A 15,371-nucleotide genomic window follows, 5' to 3' on the forward strand; every position below is an offset into this window, starting at 1 on the left:
TTGTTCAGTTCCTTAGAATGTGACATTTAATCCTACCGTGTAAGAGCGGCTTCTTGGGAAAGAAGAATAATCCACTCCGGGAGTCAGGGACGCATAAGCGCTGCTTCGGGAAGTGCTCACCTCGGGGTCATAGCCGGAGTAGTCCGTCCAGATCGCCAGGTTGTTGCCTGTGCCGTAGATTCTAAACTGCGACAGTCCGATCTTTGAGATTAGATCCTTCGGCAAAGAATACCCCAGCGTGAGCACATTGAGTCGGATAAAAGATCCATCCTCTACCGCCCAGTCGGAGATCACGGCGCCGGCGATGCCGAAGCTGTTGTGAGACCATTGGGTTTTACCCTCATTCAGCTCATTCAGTTGTTGCAAGTCGGTCACTACCTCACCCGGAGTTCCGGTATAGCTGCCATCGACATCGATGTAGGTGAAGCGATTGTCAGAGCTCATCGTAGTCAGCAAGTTGCCATAGGTCACTCTTCGGAATTGATTGTACTGGATCTTTCCGGTGTTGTACACGTCGTTGCCAAACTGGTAATTGAAGAACACCTGCGCGTCAAATCCCTTGAATTGCGCATTTACACCGAAGCCCCCCTGATTTTTAGGAAGGGCATTGCCGATCACTTTTCTGTCTTCTGCATTGATGACACCGTCTTCGTTCAGGTCTTTCAGCTTCCAGTATCCCGGACGGATGTTGGTGTTTCCAACTGCTGCACCGGAGTTTGGCACTCCTTCTTTCAACTCATAGGTACCAGTGGCGGCATTGTAAGATTGAAAGTCATCCGTAGTGTAAAATCCGTCTGACACATAGCCGTAAATGTCACCCAACTTACCTCCTACCTGCAGGTAGTAGTCATTGATGTTGTTTAGATCCGTGCTTGCCCAGTTGGACTGAAAAAAGCGGTCGTTGGTTCCGTCAAGCTCTTCAATCTTGGCCACGTTGATACCGGTGTTGAAGTTGATCGAGAGCGAGAAATCGCCCTTGTCGATCAGATAGGCCTGTAGGCCCAGCTCCACCCCTTTGTTGGAAGTGCTGCCGATGTTGTCCCATTGCGTGCTAAATCCGGTGTTGGCCGGGATCGCAGACTGGAGCAAAAGGTCGCGGGTGGTGTTGTAGTAGGCATCAAAGCTACCGGAGAGTTTGGCTTTCCAGAAGGTAAAGTCCAAGCCGATGTTTCTGTTTACCGTGGTTTCCCACACCAAGTTTGGATTGTAAAGCACCGAGCTGCTTGGGGTATAGTAGACGTTGTCTACGTTGCCAAAGCCTGGACCTCGGAGCGTGGATCCCTGGAACAGGAACTGGGTTGCAGAAGCATCGATTCGGTCGTTGCCGGTTTCGCCGATACTTGCGCGGAGCTTCAGCTCGTCAATAAAACTGGAGCTTTGCAGGAAGTTCTCCTCCGAAATCTTCCATCCCACCGCAATAGCCGGGAAGATACCCACGCGGTTTTCTTCGGAAAATTTCGACGACGCATCTGATCTCACCGTGGCGGTGATCAGGTAGCGGTCTTTGAACTGATAATTGGCTCTACCAAAGAGAGAGAACCGATTGATGTCGGTCTCTTCCAACGTTTCGAAGCGATCCACACGTCCAAAGGTCATGTTGGCAAAAAGCTCCTCAGGAGTGATCGATGCCCGGAAATCTTCCGATCGTACCATCTGATAATCTCCGCCGGAGGAATAAACTTCCTGTCCGACGAGGAAATCTAGCGCGTGGTCTTCGCCAAGTCCTTCGACCTTCCAAGTGATACTGTTTAACCAGCGGAAGTTATCCGAGTTTCTATCGGTCTTCACTCCGACAGGCAAGCTTCCGCCGTTGTTGAAGGATTCTCCTGTCAACGGACCATAGAATCGCAATTCCTCGCGAAACGTCTGGGAAGTATTAAACGTCGACTTGAAGTCCAATCCTTTGCGGATTTTCCAAGTCAATCCGACATTGAACACGTAGTCGTTGTCGGTTCTTTTTCTCCAATCCTGCTTAGCCAGCTCCACTGGGCTGACCAAACTCAAGAGGAAGGATTGAAAATCATCCTCCGAATTCACCTGCGTGAAGTCGATGTCCAGTTCATCCGCAATCCCATTGGTCGGACGGGTTTGGACCGCGTCTTTGATATTAATCTGGGCGTTGCCTGAGGTGCCTGCACCGTCCACGATGGTTTTGGTGATTCTCGCTCCGGCATCGAAGCTCAGGTTTTTAGAGATCTCCTGATTCAACTTGAAGTTGATCACATTACGTTCGTAGGCTGAATTGAGCATCAAGCCCTCATCCGAGTTGTTGGTGAGCGAAAGCATGATCTTCGTCTTGTCCGTACCGCCGGACACCGACAGGTTGTGATATTGAGAAAACTTGGAATCACCGAAAAGCTCGTCTTGCCAGTCAGTGGATGGCTTTTGCTTGTAAAGCTCCAAGTCATCGTACACGCCAAAATAACGTTCGAAATTTCTCACATCCGATTCAGAGCGCAGTTTGGCGTACTCATAGTTTGCCATCACATACTCATAGGCGTCCAACACCTCGTATTTCCTGTCCTTGGGAAGGCTTTTGAACTGGAAAAAGTTATTGTAAGACACTGCTACACGTCCGGCTACCGGCATCTTGGTCGTCACGACGATTACGCCGTTCGAAGCCTGCGCACCATAGATAGCGGTCGCTGCTGCATCTTTCAAGACTGAGATACTCTCGATATCCGTTGGGGGAATGTCGCGGATACTGCTAACGATAAATCCATCCACTACGTACAGCGGAGCATTATCCTGGGTGATAGATCCTCCACCACGTACCCGGATCACGACCTCAGCATCCGGCGAACCGTCGGTAGTCATGACGTTGACACCCGGTAGACGGCCTGTGATCGCAGCCGCGGCACTGGCCACCGGGATCTTGGCGAGCTCACGGCCTGACATGGAAGCCACAGACCCGGTCAGATCTGTCCGCTTCACTGTGCCGTATCCGAAATCTACCACCTCGACTGTCTCCAGATTGGAAAAATCCAGCATCAGCTCGACGTCGATCTTTGTCCTTCCAGCCACCGGAATTTCCTGGGTCACCATTCCGATCATGGAATAGACCAAGGTTCCGTTAGCATCACTGATCGACAGGGTATAGCTTCCGTCGATGTCGGTCACCGTGCCGACTGTGGTTCCTTTGAGCAAAACGTATGCACCTGGCAATACTTCGCCCTCTTCACTGGTCACTACTCCGGAGACTTTCAGCTGCTGAGCATCCGCCCAACCTACCGAAATCCCCATGAAGAGCAGGAGCCCCAAAATGAGTTTGGTAAAATTCATTGCAAATTGATAAGGGTTATAGTTATTAATTGATTTTAAAAGCGAAGGAAGTCCGCATCGGACACTGGCTGTACGGATCAGGCGGAGGATCCACGTACCTCAGGGTATGAGTTTGCTTTACTGACATTGCATTTTGGGTTTAAAGTTTAATCACTGCCAAATCAAAAAATGAAACCGGGATTTAGGCAATCGATTGCATGATACGAATTTCGAATTGAACCACAAACCAATTCAACTTTTTTTACACCAAGTAGCTCAAAAAAAGGATAAGAGTCAGATTTGGAAGATAGAACAGACAAAAATCCTCCTAGCGTGGCAAGCCTTCATTCTGTTCATGTCTTTATTATGAACAATCGATTACATCTTATTGTATAGAAAAATCAGAATACCTCGCCTAGAAATTCAGCGATTAGCTGAGCAGTGGGTTCGAACCAAGGCTCATATAACCAAAACGGATGTGGGCTGTCCGGAAAGGTGTGAATCCGGTGTTTCACCCCCGCATCGCCAAGCTTCTTGACCAACTCATCCCGACCGGCGTGGAACCTCGGATATTGACTGTTGATAAACAGCATGGGAATCAAATCAGGCTCCGCCAAATAAGCCGGAGAAGCCTCATCCCAGATCTCGGGGATTTGCTCATAATATCCTCCCAGCCACTCGGCCGCTACTTTTCCTTCCGCAGATTCAGGATGGTGAAAAGCCAAAATCCCGTCGATATTGATGATCGCCTGTACTTTAGTGCTTGCCAATAGCTCGCTTTCTCCTTCATGGATCGGCAAATCCGAAAGTCCAACCAAGCTCACCAATTGAGCCCCGGACGAACTGCCGGAAACAGCTATCCGACTGCTGTCCAACCCATAGCGTTCGGCATTCATCTTCATCCATCGGATTGCTTCCTTGACATCCTGCACTGCCGCCGGATACTGGGCTTCGGGTGAAAGACGGTACTCCACCGGCACCGCCACAAAACCCAACTCAGCAAGTCGGATCGCCAAGGATCGCTGGAGGATCTTGTCGCCAGATCTCCAGCCGCCGCCGTGAACCAAGAGAATTGTCGGGAGAGATTTCTCGGATGATTTGGGTTTAAAAACATCCAGCCTCAGCTCGCGTGAGCCCACAGATTTGTAGGGCACATCTTCAAAAACTTCCAGGGCATCACCTGCCACCAACCGTACGGGCTGGATCTGAGGGAAAGATTTGACGTCCTTCTTGAATGAGTCGTCCAAGTTGAAGGAATTGTCTTTTTCATAACCAAACCACCGGTTTCCATAGAAATCGGCATCCCGTCCGAGCCCTCCCAGCACGGCAGGTTTTTTATACTTCTCCAAGTCTCCTGACTTCAATTGATGCGACCAAGAAACCCGTGCGGCTGGATTTGCACCGGGGCCGCTACTGTTCGATTCAGCATAGAAAGATCCGGTCTCCGCAGCCTCTCTGCTCCAGTTGTGCCAGCCCTCAGCCAGAATGTGTGGTCCCATCTCGGTATTGATGAAAACCGTCTTTGCGTAATCCCTCCACGGCCTACCGAGGTAGACTTTGCTCACGTCTTCCGCCGCGGTCAAGGTACAGTTCATGAAGACATAACCGTGATCGGCCCACTGGGGTGTGGATGCAGCCGTGATATAAGAATCGGCGAGGGAATGGATCGTGCAATTCTCGAAGTAAGCCGTCGCCGAACCGAAGATAAAGTCGGTCGTACCCTCGATATAGCAGTTTTTGTAGAGCTGTCTCGACCCTTCCCCCGATGCAAACATGGTGTCTTGATTGCCGAGAAAGCGGCAATTTTCGAACACCAAGCGGTCACCTTCGGCGTGCAATGCAACTGCCTGACCTACTGGCCCGGCTGTGTTTTGGATGGTGAGATTTTTGAAGATCAGATCACTTCCCAAGACCTTCAGCGTGTGGGTTTCGAAAGTTCCCATGTTGTCCTTCGAGGCAAAATCCCCAAAAGAAATGACGGTCGTCTCGGGACTTTCACCCTCAAAAGTCACATGGGTCAGCGTGCCGTCAATGGCAACTTTTTCCTCATACAAACCGGCTTTGATAAAGACCTTGATCGGTTTGGGCAGATAAACCCGAATGGCTGTAACCGCCTCGGAAATCGTCTTGAAATGCCCGCTTCCGTCCTGAGCGACGACGATGTCGTGTTCGATCTTGCCCTTGAGCCCCTCTGCATCGAGCGGCTTTATTTCGTTTTGCTGCGGAAAAGCAAATCCTGCCCAGAGACTCAGAAGGATTGCTAAAAACGCTTTTCGGATCGCAGACTTCATTTTTTGCTTTCGGCTAAGTTCTGTTCAAGTAGTCCTCTCATCACAAGCTTGGCTACTTCCTTGGCTCCTTCGGTCACGAAGTGCGTGTTGTCTTCCTTCCCATCCGGATAGTTCGGGTACTGCCCCGGCTTCATATTCATGAAATAATTAGCGGTGACATACTCTTCCCCTTTCTCTTCGAAAAATTCCATGGATCGCATCGTCAGGTCGATCATCGCGACCTCCAGTTCTTCGGATACTTCCACAGCTGCGGTGTAGTAGTCCCCGTGTAGATTTTCCAGTCGACCGTCTTTCCACGGCTCGTTTCTTGAGACCGGCGTAATCACGATCGGGATCGCTCCCTTTTCCCGGGTTTGGTTGACATAAAGGCGGATGAATTCCTTGTACGCCGCCGGAGTCACATAGCGCAGAGGCCGCTCCAAGGTTGCGTCATTGTGCCCAAACTGGATCATCACCAGATCTCCGGCCTGCAGGTCGTTATACACTTTTGCCCATCTTCCCTCTTCGAAAAACGAACGGGTACTACGTCCACCGATGGCTCGGTTGTCGACCAACACCGAATCGGTTTTGATCAACGTCCCTAGAGAAGCGATAGTCTCTGCATCAAACAACTCCTGAAAATACTGCCCCCAACCAGACAGCGGGTAAATCGAGGTCTTGTAGTCCTCCCGGTACTTGTCGTAGTCCATCATCGTGGAGTCGCCGATGAGGTAGATCTTGGTGACTTTTTGGGGAAAAACAAAGGACATCAGGCCTGCTGAAAGCAGCGTTAACGCCGCAAAAATCAGGATGCTGTTTCGGGTAGTTTTCATGGAGAATGGCCTTACTAATACACTCATTTCAAATCCAGCATTCCTTCCAGCACCAATTGGGCCACAGCTTTTGCTCCTGCAGGCTGAAAATGAGTGTTGTCCTTGCTTCCATCTGGGTAATTCGGATACGCGCCCGGTTCGAAATTCATGAAATAATGGGCTGTGACATACTCTTGCCCTTTTTCTGAGAAAAAATCCATCGACCGCTGGTTCAAATCTATCATCAAAGCACCCAACTCTGCAGCGACTTCCTTAGCTGCCGCGTCGTATTCGCCATGCACATTTTCCAAACGACCCTCCTTCCACGGGTAATTCCGGGCCACCGGAGTCAGCACAATCGGCGTTGCGCCCTTCTCACGGGTTTGATTGACAAAAAGCCGGATGTACTCCTTGTATCCCTCCGTGGCCACGTAGCGCTCGGTCTTTTCCTTCGCCGCGTCATTGTGTCCAAACTGCATCAACACCACGTCTCCGGGCTCAAGATCTTGGTAGACAGCCGCCCATCTTCCTTCTTCGAAGAAAGTCCGCGTGCTGCGACCTCCACGGGCGCGATCATCCACCAAGACCGAGTCTGTTTGGATCAGATGAGAAAGAGACACAAGGGTTTTCGCATCGAAACGCTCCTGAAAAACCTGTCCCCAACCCATCAGCGGGTAGCGCTTGTTCATATAATCCTCCCCCTCATACGTGGAATAATCCGCCATCGTGGAGTCGCCGATCAGGTAAATGGTGGTGACATCCTTCCGGGAAATAAACGCCGACGTGACCAGCAGCAGCGCGGTCAACAATAAGTTGAATCTGTTTTTTCGCAAGAAATTCATCAGATAAGGCTCAAGGTTTTAGATAGGGAACCAACTCAGGCAACTCGCGCTTCAGTTCTTCCACCGCCAAATCGGCGACCTTAAAAGCTCCGGTTGGACTGAGGTGCGTGTTGTCCTCGGTTCCCTTCGGAAACTTGTCGTAGTCCCCCGGCTTGTAGTGAAGAAAAAGCTCCTTGGATTTCTCCTGTCCAAACTGCTCTATCACCTCCACAGTCTTGGCGTGAAGGTCAAAAAGTGGCACGTCCAGCTGCTCGGCGACTTCCCGCACCACCACCGAATAGCGGCCGTGACTGTCGGTCAGGACTCCATTTTCATCAAAGCTCCTGCGGGAAATCGGCGTCGCCAAGACAGGTTTTCCACCCTTGGCTCGAACTTCCTCCACAAAGCGGGTGAGGTTGTCCCGATAGTTCGAATCCGCAAAGGCATAGCGATCTTCTGAATTAATCTTTTGATCGTTGTGCCCAAACTCTATGATCACGTAATCGCCTGGCTTGAGTCGCTCCATCACGGTATCCCAGCGTCCTTCTGCACGGAAACTTTTGGTGCTGCGTCCGTTCATCGCATGGTTTTCGAAGCGGATTCCTGCTTTGAAATAAAGCGGAAAAACCTGTCCCCAGCCTTTTTCAGGGTTGCTTCCGGTGTAAGGTTTGTCAGCCATCGTCGAATCTCCCACCAGGAAAAAAGTGATCTCCCCTCCAACTGAATTCCAATAAAGCAACGAAGCTGAAAATAGCAAACTCAACAAAAGCCCCTTCATATGAATACAACTTGTTTTTTAAAGGCCATATAGCCTGTCCCGATTTTTCTTCGGGAGAATCTCGCATGGCTGATGCTGATCCAATTGTGAAACGGGTTCGTCATGCTCGATTTCATCTTACTTGAGTTTGACTTCGCCTTCCAATCCTTTTCCGATCGAGACCTTCGCCGGATCAGAAAAGTCTTTTTGATCCAGTTGGACATTGGAAGACCTGCCCAAGACTTTGACCGCAGGCTTGCCGTTTTCTCCGAAAGAGAATCCTTCTACCTTGATATCCTGGCTATTGTAGATCGTCAGCGGCGTGTCTTCAGAGATCACGCGGACGTTCACAAACTCAAGCCCTTCCCCATCGATTACAGTGATGCCTTTTTTGGCCTGCAAAAGCGAATTTTCCAGACGGACATTCTCCAGCTTCATCTCCGGCAAACCCATAAAAGACGCCGAAATCTCCGAATTCGTCACCGTGATGTTTTTCATAAAAATGTTTCTGAAAACAGGCGTTTCCTCGGTCACAGGCACCAAATTTTCCTGTCTGGCCTCGTCGTCCGCACTTTGGTCTTCCTCGATCACCGGGCTGTTCCCGGTGTAAAACATATTGAATCCGATCGCCTCGGTTGGGATGTTGATCATGTTGATGTCCGAAATCCAGATGTTTTCGACCACGCCGCCACGACCGCGGGTGCTCTTGAAGCGAAGGCCGATGTCGGTTCCGATGAAGGTGCAGGCCGACACGTGCATGTTTCGCACGCCGCTCGACATCTCACTTCCAACCGTCACGCCGCCGTGGCCGTGATAGACGACGTTGTTTTTGATGATCACATTTTCGGTAGGAATCGCGCGGTCGCGGCCGTCTTTGTCCTTGCCGGACTTGATGCAGATCGCATCGTCACCGACATCAAAGGTATTGTTGTAGATCAATGCGTTTTTGCAGGATTCCAAGTCCAAGCCGTCACCATTTTGGGAAAACCATGGATTGCGAACGCTCAGATTGCGGATGATCACATCCTCGCTCATCAGCGGATGGATGTTCCAGGCCGGGGAGTTTTGGAAAGTCGGCCCGTCGAGCAGCACGCGTTTGCTTTCCCGGATGCTCACCATGACAGGACGAAGGAAATCTTTCATCTTCTCCAGCTCCGCGCGGTCTTTGGTATCCGGCACGTTGAAGGAAGAACTTGCTTTGTATCCATCCAAAAATGATTGAGACGGGTACCAATTGGAGCCCTCGACGATCCCACCGGACTTGACCAACTTCTTCCATTGATCCTCGGTCATCTTGCCTTTTTTTACACTTCTCCACGCCTCGCCACTTCCGTCAATCGTCCCTTTGCCAGTGATGGCAATGTTTTCGACTTGGTAGGCATTGATTGGCGACTGGCAACGAATCGTATTCAGGCCTTCAAAGCTGGTTTCGACTAGCGGATAGTCGTCTTTGTCCTTGGAGAAAATGATCAACGAGCCATCCTCCAGATGCAGGTTGACATTACTTAGAAGCGTGATCGGCCCGGTAAGCCATACCCCTCGCGGCACGACAACTTTCCCGCCGCCTTTGCCATTCACTGCCTCGATCGCAGCTTTGAAAGCAGCAGAGTTTTTGGTCATGCCATCGCCTACTGCCCCGTATTCCTCGATGCTTTTCGACAGATCGGGAAAGCTCGTCTCCTTGACCTTCGGCATGTCAAATTCGATTCCTTCGTAAACCTCTTGGTCAGAAATCTGGGCTTCTGCTGTAAAATTTAAAAGCAAGGCCATCCCCAAGGCGGCTCCCAGCTGAATGATTCTTTTCATGATATCTTGAGTTTATTGTTGTCTATTTTTCAAATCGAAACCAGTCCACATCGGCAAAGCCGCTGTCGTTCGTTTGGGTATTTCTTGTCGCAAAAAGGCCGACTTTGGCTCCAATCCACTTGCCCGGAACTGCCTTAAAGGTCTCTCCGATCTCGGTGAACTTCACGCCGTCCTCAGAAAAAGAAAAGCTGCAAGCAGCACCCTTGCCTACTTTGATCCGAAGCTGTACTTCATTGCCATCCAATTTCGTGATTTGCTTTTTGGATTCCGTCTTGCCGTGTTCTGCATCCAGACAGGTGACATAGTTTAGATAAATCCCGTCTTCCCCACTTTCCAAAGCCAGATAGGCATAACTCATGCCCATTACGATCAACCCTGCCTGCTCATTTTTTAGCTTGGGATTTGGGGTAAATTTCAGTGAAGTAGTTGTCGTAAATTCCTGAGCGGGAAACTTCTGGAGCAGTAGATTTGGTGCATACCAGAGATTTTTGGCTCCTTCGGGAAGCTTTGCCGTAAAGAGCCTCAGCTTTCCCTCAGCCGGATTGGCAAAGGCCCAAGTCGCCTCGGGATTGGCTTGCCACTGCCACTGCAGCCCGATATCCTCTCCATCAAACTCATCGGAATCGGGAGGAGTAGCGATGCCAGCTTTGGCACTTACGTTTGGTTTCTTGCGCCTAAATACCGGCTGCCCAGTCCCATCCCCATCGGGATCTTCACCCATGGTCGGCCAGTCGTTTTTCCAAACCATCGGCTGTAAATGTGTGATCCGCCCGTAAGCCTCCACGTCCTGAAAGTGCACAAACCAATCCTCTCCCTGACCCGTATCGATCCAGGCGCCCTGATGCGGGCCGTTGATTTGAGTATTTCCTTGTGCCAAAGAAATGTGCTCCTCGTAGGGCCCGTAAGGGGTTTTGGAACGTAAGATCAGCTGCCAGCCTGTGGCAACTCCTCCCGCCGGAGCAAAGATGTAGTAGTAGCCGTTTCTCTTGTAAAACTTCGTCCCCTCCACAGTCGGATGGGCGTCGTGTCCGTCAAAGACCATCTTGCCTGCTCCGGTCGTCTTGGTTCCTTCCCAATTCATCGGCTTCACCACAAGAACGCTCTTAATACCGGCGCGACTTCCCGCAAAAGCATGGGATAAGTAGGCCTTCCCGTCTTCATCCCAAAGCGGGCAAGGATCGATCAGGCCCTTTCCGGCCTCCACGAGTACCGGCTCGTCCCATTCCCCAAGCGGATCTTTGGTTTTCACCATGTAAATCCCAAAATCCGGATCACCCCAATAGATATAATACTCGCCCTCATGATAGCGGATGGACGGAGCCCAAACTCCATTTCCATGCTGAGGTTTGGAGAAGTGATCCAACGGCACCTGCCTCGGAAGGGCATAATTCACCAATGTCCAGTTCACCAGATCCTTGGAATGCAAGATTGGTAATCCCGGCACGGCATTGAAACTGGAGGCGGTCATGTAAAAATCCTCTCCCACGCGTACCACGTCCGGATCGGAGTAGTCTGCATGAAGAATGGGATTGATGTAGGTGCCGTCGCCTTGGTCGGCTACCCAGACTTGGGAGATTTGTTGATTTTGCTGCGCAAAAGCTTGGGGCGCAAAGGCCGCCGTCAAACTGAGCAAAGCTGCGCATGGAATGGTACTGAACTTCACTTTTTACTTGTTGTATTTTTTGATAATCGCCAGAGGATCCCATTGGTCTGCCCCAGACAAAACATGCTGAATCGTATATTTTTCCGCTTCCACCGCGGAAAGCTGATGAGACCAGCCCACCCGGGTAGAAGGAGAAGCTCCCTGCCCGGTTGAATTAAACTCCGCATAGAAAGCGGTCTTCTCAGCATCGGGCTTGCTCCAATTGTGCCAGCCTTCCGGCTTGATGTGGGCGCCCATTTCTGTGTTGATTAAAACCGTCTGCGCAAAATCACGCCAAGGTCGGCCGAGGTACACGGAGTTTTCGGGAGAATCCCCGGTCAGCTTGCAGTTCAAAAACACAAAGCCGAAAGGGGTTCCCTCATTGGTTGATGCCGCGGTCACATAGCCTGAAGGGCCTTTGGAGTAGATTTCGCAGTTTTCGAAAAAAGCCGTCGACCAACCGAAGATAAAATCAACCGTGCCCTCAATGTAGCAGTCTTTGTAGTACTGGCGGCTTCGGTCTCCCTGAGGATAAAGTGTATCCTGAAAACCCAGAAAGCGACAGTTTTCGAAGACGACTTTGTCGCCTGTTACCCGAACTGCCACAGCCTGGCCGACTGGGCCTGCGGAGTTTTCAAAGGTGATGTTTTTTGCAAAAAACCCATCGCCAAAGACGAAGAAACTGGTAGAACCCGTGGTTCCCATTTCCTCACCAAACCGGTTTTTCTTCTGGGCAAAGTCATCGTGGGTCACGATCGTCGTCTTCGGATCTTCTCCGATCAAAGTCACGTTTGTCTTGGACGAAGCCAAGACCAATTTCTCTTTGTAAACACCTGGCTTGAGCAGGATCCGCGTCTCGTTTTTGCGGAAATCCGGCACTGCATCAAAGGCCTCTTGCACAGTTTGGAAGTCACCCGAACCATCTTTTGCCACTGTAAAATCAAAATCCTGACTTTGCGCCAGCAATGACGCCAGGCACAAAGCCAGAACAAGTATTATTCTATTCATGGGTTACTTTTTGATTGCCTCGTATTGCAATGAAGCGAGAATAAACGGGCCGACGCCTTTGGGGTCGTTGTCTCGGATGATCTCACCGACATAGTATTCGTAGCTGCCGTCCCGGTACGGAGTGCCACCCAACCCTGCGACACCGCAGACTTTCGTGATAGTCAGGCTGCCGTCAGGATTCTCCACGATGAATTTCTTGATCAAACCTTCGTATGCTTTGAGTCCATTTTGCAGGTCTTCCTGATCCAGATATCCTTTGGCAGCGCCTTTGAGTAGGAAATAAGTAAACATGGACGAAGCCGAGGCTTCCAGATAATTTCCCTCCCGAGTACCCTGATCTACGACCTGGTACCACACGCCTTCAGGCGACTGATACCGGGCGATTCCTTTGGCCAATTTCTGAGCTATGGTGATGATTTCGCCTCTCTTTGGATGATCCGCCGGAAGAAAATCCAGCACATCGACCAAAGCCATGGCGTACCAGCCAATGCTTCTACCCCAATAGTTGGTCGAAAGACCCGTGGCGGGATCGGCCCACTTTTGGGATTTGCTCTCGTCGTACGCATGGTGGTAGAGACCTGTCTCCGGGCTGTAGCCGTACTTATCCATCAGCAAAATCTGATTGGCTACATCATCGAAAAGTGCAGGTTCATCAAACGTGGCCGCATACTGCGCCAAAAACGGGGAACCCATGTAGAGTCCATCCAGCCACATCTGATGCGGATAGACCTTCTTGTGCCAAAAGCCGCCCTCGGAATTCCTTGGATGATTGCGCATCTGATCCCGGAGCTCGTCGATGGCCAGTTTGTACTGAGGTTCGCTGGTTTCCTGGTACAGGTTGATCAGAAACTTGCCGCCATTCACGCGGTCTATATTGAAATCGGTCTTCTTATATGTCAGGATATTTCCAGCCGAATCCACCATAAAATCTGCGAAACGCTTGGTGTACTCCAGGTATTTTTTATCGCCGTATTGCTTGTAGACAGCCTGCATCGAGTTCATGATCAGCCCGTGGGTGTATTCCCATTTGGGCTTTGCGTTGAAGTCGAGCGACCAGCCCTCGGGATTTCGGGCGATTTCAGAATCCGCCATTCGTTCGGAATAGGGCTTGACTTCTTCGGCTTCTGGGACTTTCTCCTCCTGCGTCTTTTGACCACAGGAACTCAGCCAAAACACTGTGATCAGAAGCAAGAGCGATTGAATGGGGATAGTTGTTTTTTTCATAGCGCTGAAACAAAAAGGCAAATTAGTAAAATGACCCTGCAAACGATGCAGGGTCGATATTTAAGGATTTAGGGGCGAATTATCAGAGATATCCTTCGTTTTGGGTAAATTCATCTTTGTTTGAAATGGCATCCAGTTGCGCCTGTGGAATGGGCCGCAGGTTGTGGAAAGGCTGGATATTCGCCGCTGCGTCAGGGTTATAGAGTTTGACTCGTTCCACAAGTTTTCCGGTTCGCTTCAGATCAAACCATCGGATTTGCTCACCGGCAAATTCCCGGGCTTTTTCATCCAAGATCAGGTCGATGGTCATCTCTCCCGCTTCCACCTCCATGTCAGCTTCATGCCCCGGATAAGCCGCTCTTCTGCGGATCGCATTGAAATATTCGACAGATTCGGAGGCATTGCCCAGATTAAGCTCCGCCTCTGCCACGATCATATACATCTCAGCCAAGCGGATGACAAAAGCATCCCGCAATCCCTGCTGCTGCGCAACCGTCTGGCGGGTAGGCTCGAGAAACTTCTTCAAAGAGATGTATCGGTCTCTGACACGCGGAGATCCGTCTGGATTGTAGGTTCGGTTACGGTCAATTATCGTGTACGGAAGCGCATCTTTCTCTGCATCTGTGAGCGGATATTTGGTAGCGAAGATAGCCGTATCCCCTGCGGCGAATGTGACCGATTTGGTCTCAGATCCGGTGGTAAGAGGAAGATTGTAGGTGCCTGGTTTATTGCTCTTCCATACGGTCTGGAAGGTCGTATGATAGCGACTGTCCATGGTCTCGTCAAATAAATCCAACAGGAAAGTCGTAGGCATAAATCTGGCAAAAGGCCTTCCGTTTTCGATATCACGTGACATTCCCGGCAATTGATCATAGGTCATCAGGTAGAACAAGTGAGAGTTGTTTCCGCCGTCTCTCAGGAGAATATTGCCATCAGGAGATTCCAACTCCCGGTTCAGAATCAGATCCGCAGTGAAGTTAACCACCCAGATAGCTTCTGAATTTCGGACATTGGAAATATCCCACAGCTCCTCGTAGGAATCTACCAGAGAAAATCCATAGCTGTCAATCACCTTTTTGGCCAGCTGTGACGCTTCTTGGTTATTGCCACGGGTTAGATGCATCCGGGCGGTGAAAGCCTCGGCTGCGGGCTTGGTTACTCTACCGTACTGGCCGGTCGTCTCAGGCAGATTATCAATTGCAAACTGCAAATCGGCAAAAATCTGCGTGTAAAAATCCTCAACAGAACTTCGGGTGGCCGTCGTCTGCACCTCCGTCACTTCCTCAAGAGACAAATGCACACCGCCCCAAGTTTCTACAATATGCCAGAGATAAAACGCTCTCAAAAACCGGACTTCAGCAAGTCGCAGTGTCTTTAGCTCATCTGAAAGCGGAGACTCAGGGATCCTGCCCACGGCAGCATTTGTGGCATTCAGCGCGGAATAGAGACGGGTCCAATAGAAATTTATCTGGCCATTTTGACCACTTAGATCCGCGTTGTACAAGGCCAGCGGAGGATTTTCCATGCCATTGGCCCGAGTGAAAATATCCGTACCCAGGTCGGACAGGGTGATTCCGTGTTCTTTCCCATACCAAAAACGCATCGGTGTATAGCAGGAGTTGACCAGTGCTTCGATCCCTTCACCAGTCACGTAATAGCCGTCGGCGGTGAGGCCTGTTTTGTTATCCTCTTCGAGAAAATCCGAACAGGAAGTCATCCCGGCGGTCATGCTCAGGGCGAGTAGTATTTTGCAAATATTCTTCATGGTTT

The 15,371-nt window shown here is 50.5% G+C and carries 10 protein-coding genes; all 10 read right to left on the reverse strand.

The annotated features are described in order from the left end of the window. Window positions 1-12 precede the first annotated feature (12 nt). Window positions 13-3,282 (reverse strand): SusC/RagA family TonB-linked outer membrane protein, encoded by a 3,270-nt coding sequence (locus G459_RS0110515; RefSeq protein WP_026967622.1) that lies wholly within the window; start codon window positions 3,280-3,282, stop codon window positions 13-15. Window positions 3,283-3,662: 380 nt separating this feature from the next. After that, complete coding sequence (locus tag G459_RS0110525; protein WP_026967623.1) at window positions 3,663-5,552, reverse strand: pectinesterase family protein; 1,890 nt, start codon at window positions 5,550-5,552, stop codon at window positions 3,663-3,665. Then, window positions 5,549-6,364, reverse strand: coding sequence for a rhamnogalacturonan acetylesterase (locus G459_RS0110530; RefSeq protein ID WP_035455653.1), 816 nt, complete (start codon window positions 6,362-6,364; stop codon window positions 5,549-5,551). The genes G459_RS0110525 and G459_RS0110530 overlap by 4 nt, the downstream gene beginning before the upstream one ends. A 23-nt stretch (window positions 6,365-6,387) precedes the next feature. After that, complete coding sequence (locus G459_RS0110535) at window positions 6,388-7,185, reverse strand: rhamnogalacturonan acetylesterase (RefSeq protein WP_026967625.1); 798 nt, start codon at window positions 7,183-7,185, stop codon at window positions 6,388-6,390. Between the two features lie 10 nt (window positions 7,186-7,195). Further along, the gene (locus G459_RS0110540) at window positions 7,196-7,942 is read right to left on the reverse strand and encodes a rhamnogalacturonan acetylesterase (protein WP_026967626.1); all 747 of its coding nucleotides are present in this window, start codon (window positions 7,940-7,942) and stop codon (window positions 7,196-7,198) included. Window positions 7,943-8,059: 117 nt separating this feature from the next. Next, the gene (locus G459_RS0110545) at window positions 8,060-9,691 is read right to left on the reverse strand and encodes a glycoside hydrolase family 28 protein (RefSeq protein WP_051315173.1); all 1,632 of its coding nucleotides are present in this window, start codon (window positions 9,689-9,691) and stop codon (window positions 8,060-8,062) included. Between the two features lie 58 nt (window positions 9,692-9,749). Then, window positions 9,750-11,360 (reverse strand): glycoside hydrolase family 43 protein, encoded by a 1,611-nt coding sequence (locus G459_RS0110550; protein ID WP_425393745.1) that lies wholly within the window; start codon window positions 11,358-11,360, stop codon window positions 9,750-9,752. Between the two features lie 33 nt (window positions 11,361-11,393). Then, entirely contained in the window at window positions 11,394-12,377 is a 984-nt protein-coding gene (locus G459_RS29840; protein ID WP_026967629.1) for a pectinesterase family protein, read from the reverse strand. Between the two features lie 3 nt (window positions 12,378-12,380). Beyond that, window positions 12,381-13,601, reverse strand: a complete 1,221-nt coding sequence (locus G459_RS29845) for a glycoside hydrolase family 88/105 protein (protein ID WP_026967630.1) — start codon at window positions 13,599-13,601, stop codon at window positions 12,381-12,383. A gap of 82 nt (window positions 13,602-13,683) precedes the next feature. After that, complete coding sequence (locus G459_RS0110565; protein WP_026967631.1) at window positions 13,684-15,366, reverse strand: RagB/SusD family nutrient uptake outer membrane protein; 1,683 nt, start codon at window positions 15,364-15,366, stop codon at window positions 13,684-13,686. Window positions 15,367-15,371 lie beyond the last annotated feature (5 nt).

The sequence above is a fragment of the Algoriphagus terrigena DSM 22685 genome (assembly GCF_000429445.1).
GTDB classification, from domain to species: domain Bacteria; phylum Bacteroidota; class Bacteroidia; order Cytophagales; family Cyclobacteriaceae; genus Algoriphagus; species Algoriphagus terrigena.

What these genes read in the sequence shown, in the direction of transcription:
- G459_RS0110545 (WP_051315173.1), bottom strand. Translation starts at nt 9,691, where the DNA reads ATGGCCTTGCTTTTAAATTTTACAGCAGAAGCCCAGATTTCTGACCAA.
- G459_RS0110530 (WP_035455653.1), bottom strand. Translation starts at nt 6,364, where the DNA reads ATGAAAACTACCCGAAACAGCATCCTGATTTTTGCGGCGTTAACGCTG.
- G459_RS0110515 (WP_026967622.1), bottom strand. Translation starts at nt 3,282, where the DNA reads ATGAATTTTACCAAACTCATTTTGGGGCTCCTGCTCTTCATGGGGATT.
- G459_RS29840 (WP_026967629.1), bottom strand. Translation starts at nt 12,377, where the DNA reads ATGAATAGAATAATACTTGTTCTGGCTTTGTGCCTGGCGTCATTGCTG.
- G459_RS0110565 (WP_026967631.1), bottom strand. Translation starts at nt 15,366, where the DNA reads ATGAAGAATATTTGCAAAATACTACTCGCCCTGAGCATGACCGCCGGG.
- G459_RS0110540 (WP_026967626.1), bottom strand. Translation starts at nt 7,942, where the DNA reads ATGAAGGGGCTTTTGTTGAGTTTGCTATTTTCAGCTTCGTTGCTTTAT.
- G459_RS0110525 (WP_026967623.1), bottom strand. Translation starts at nt 5,552, where the DNA reads ATGAAGTCTGCGATCCGAAAAGCGTTTTTAGCAATCCTTCTGAGTCTC.
- G459_RS0110535 (WP_026967625.1), bottom strand. Translation starts at nt 7,185, where the DNA reads ATGAATTTCTTGCGAAAAAACAGATTCAACTTATTGTTGACCGCGCTG.
- G459_RS29845 (WP_026967630.1), bottom strand. Translation starts at nt 13,601, where the DNA reads ATGAAAAAAACAACTATCCCCATTCAATCGCTCTTGCTTCTGATCACA.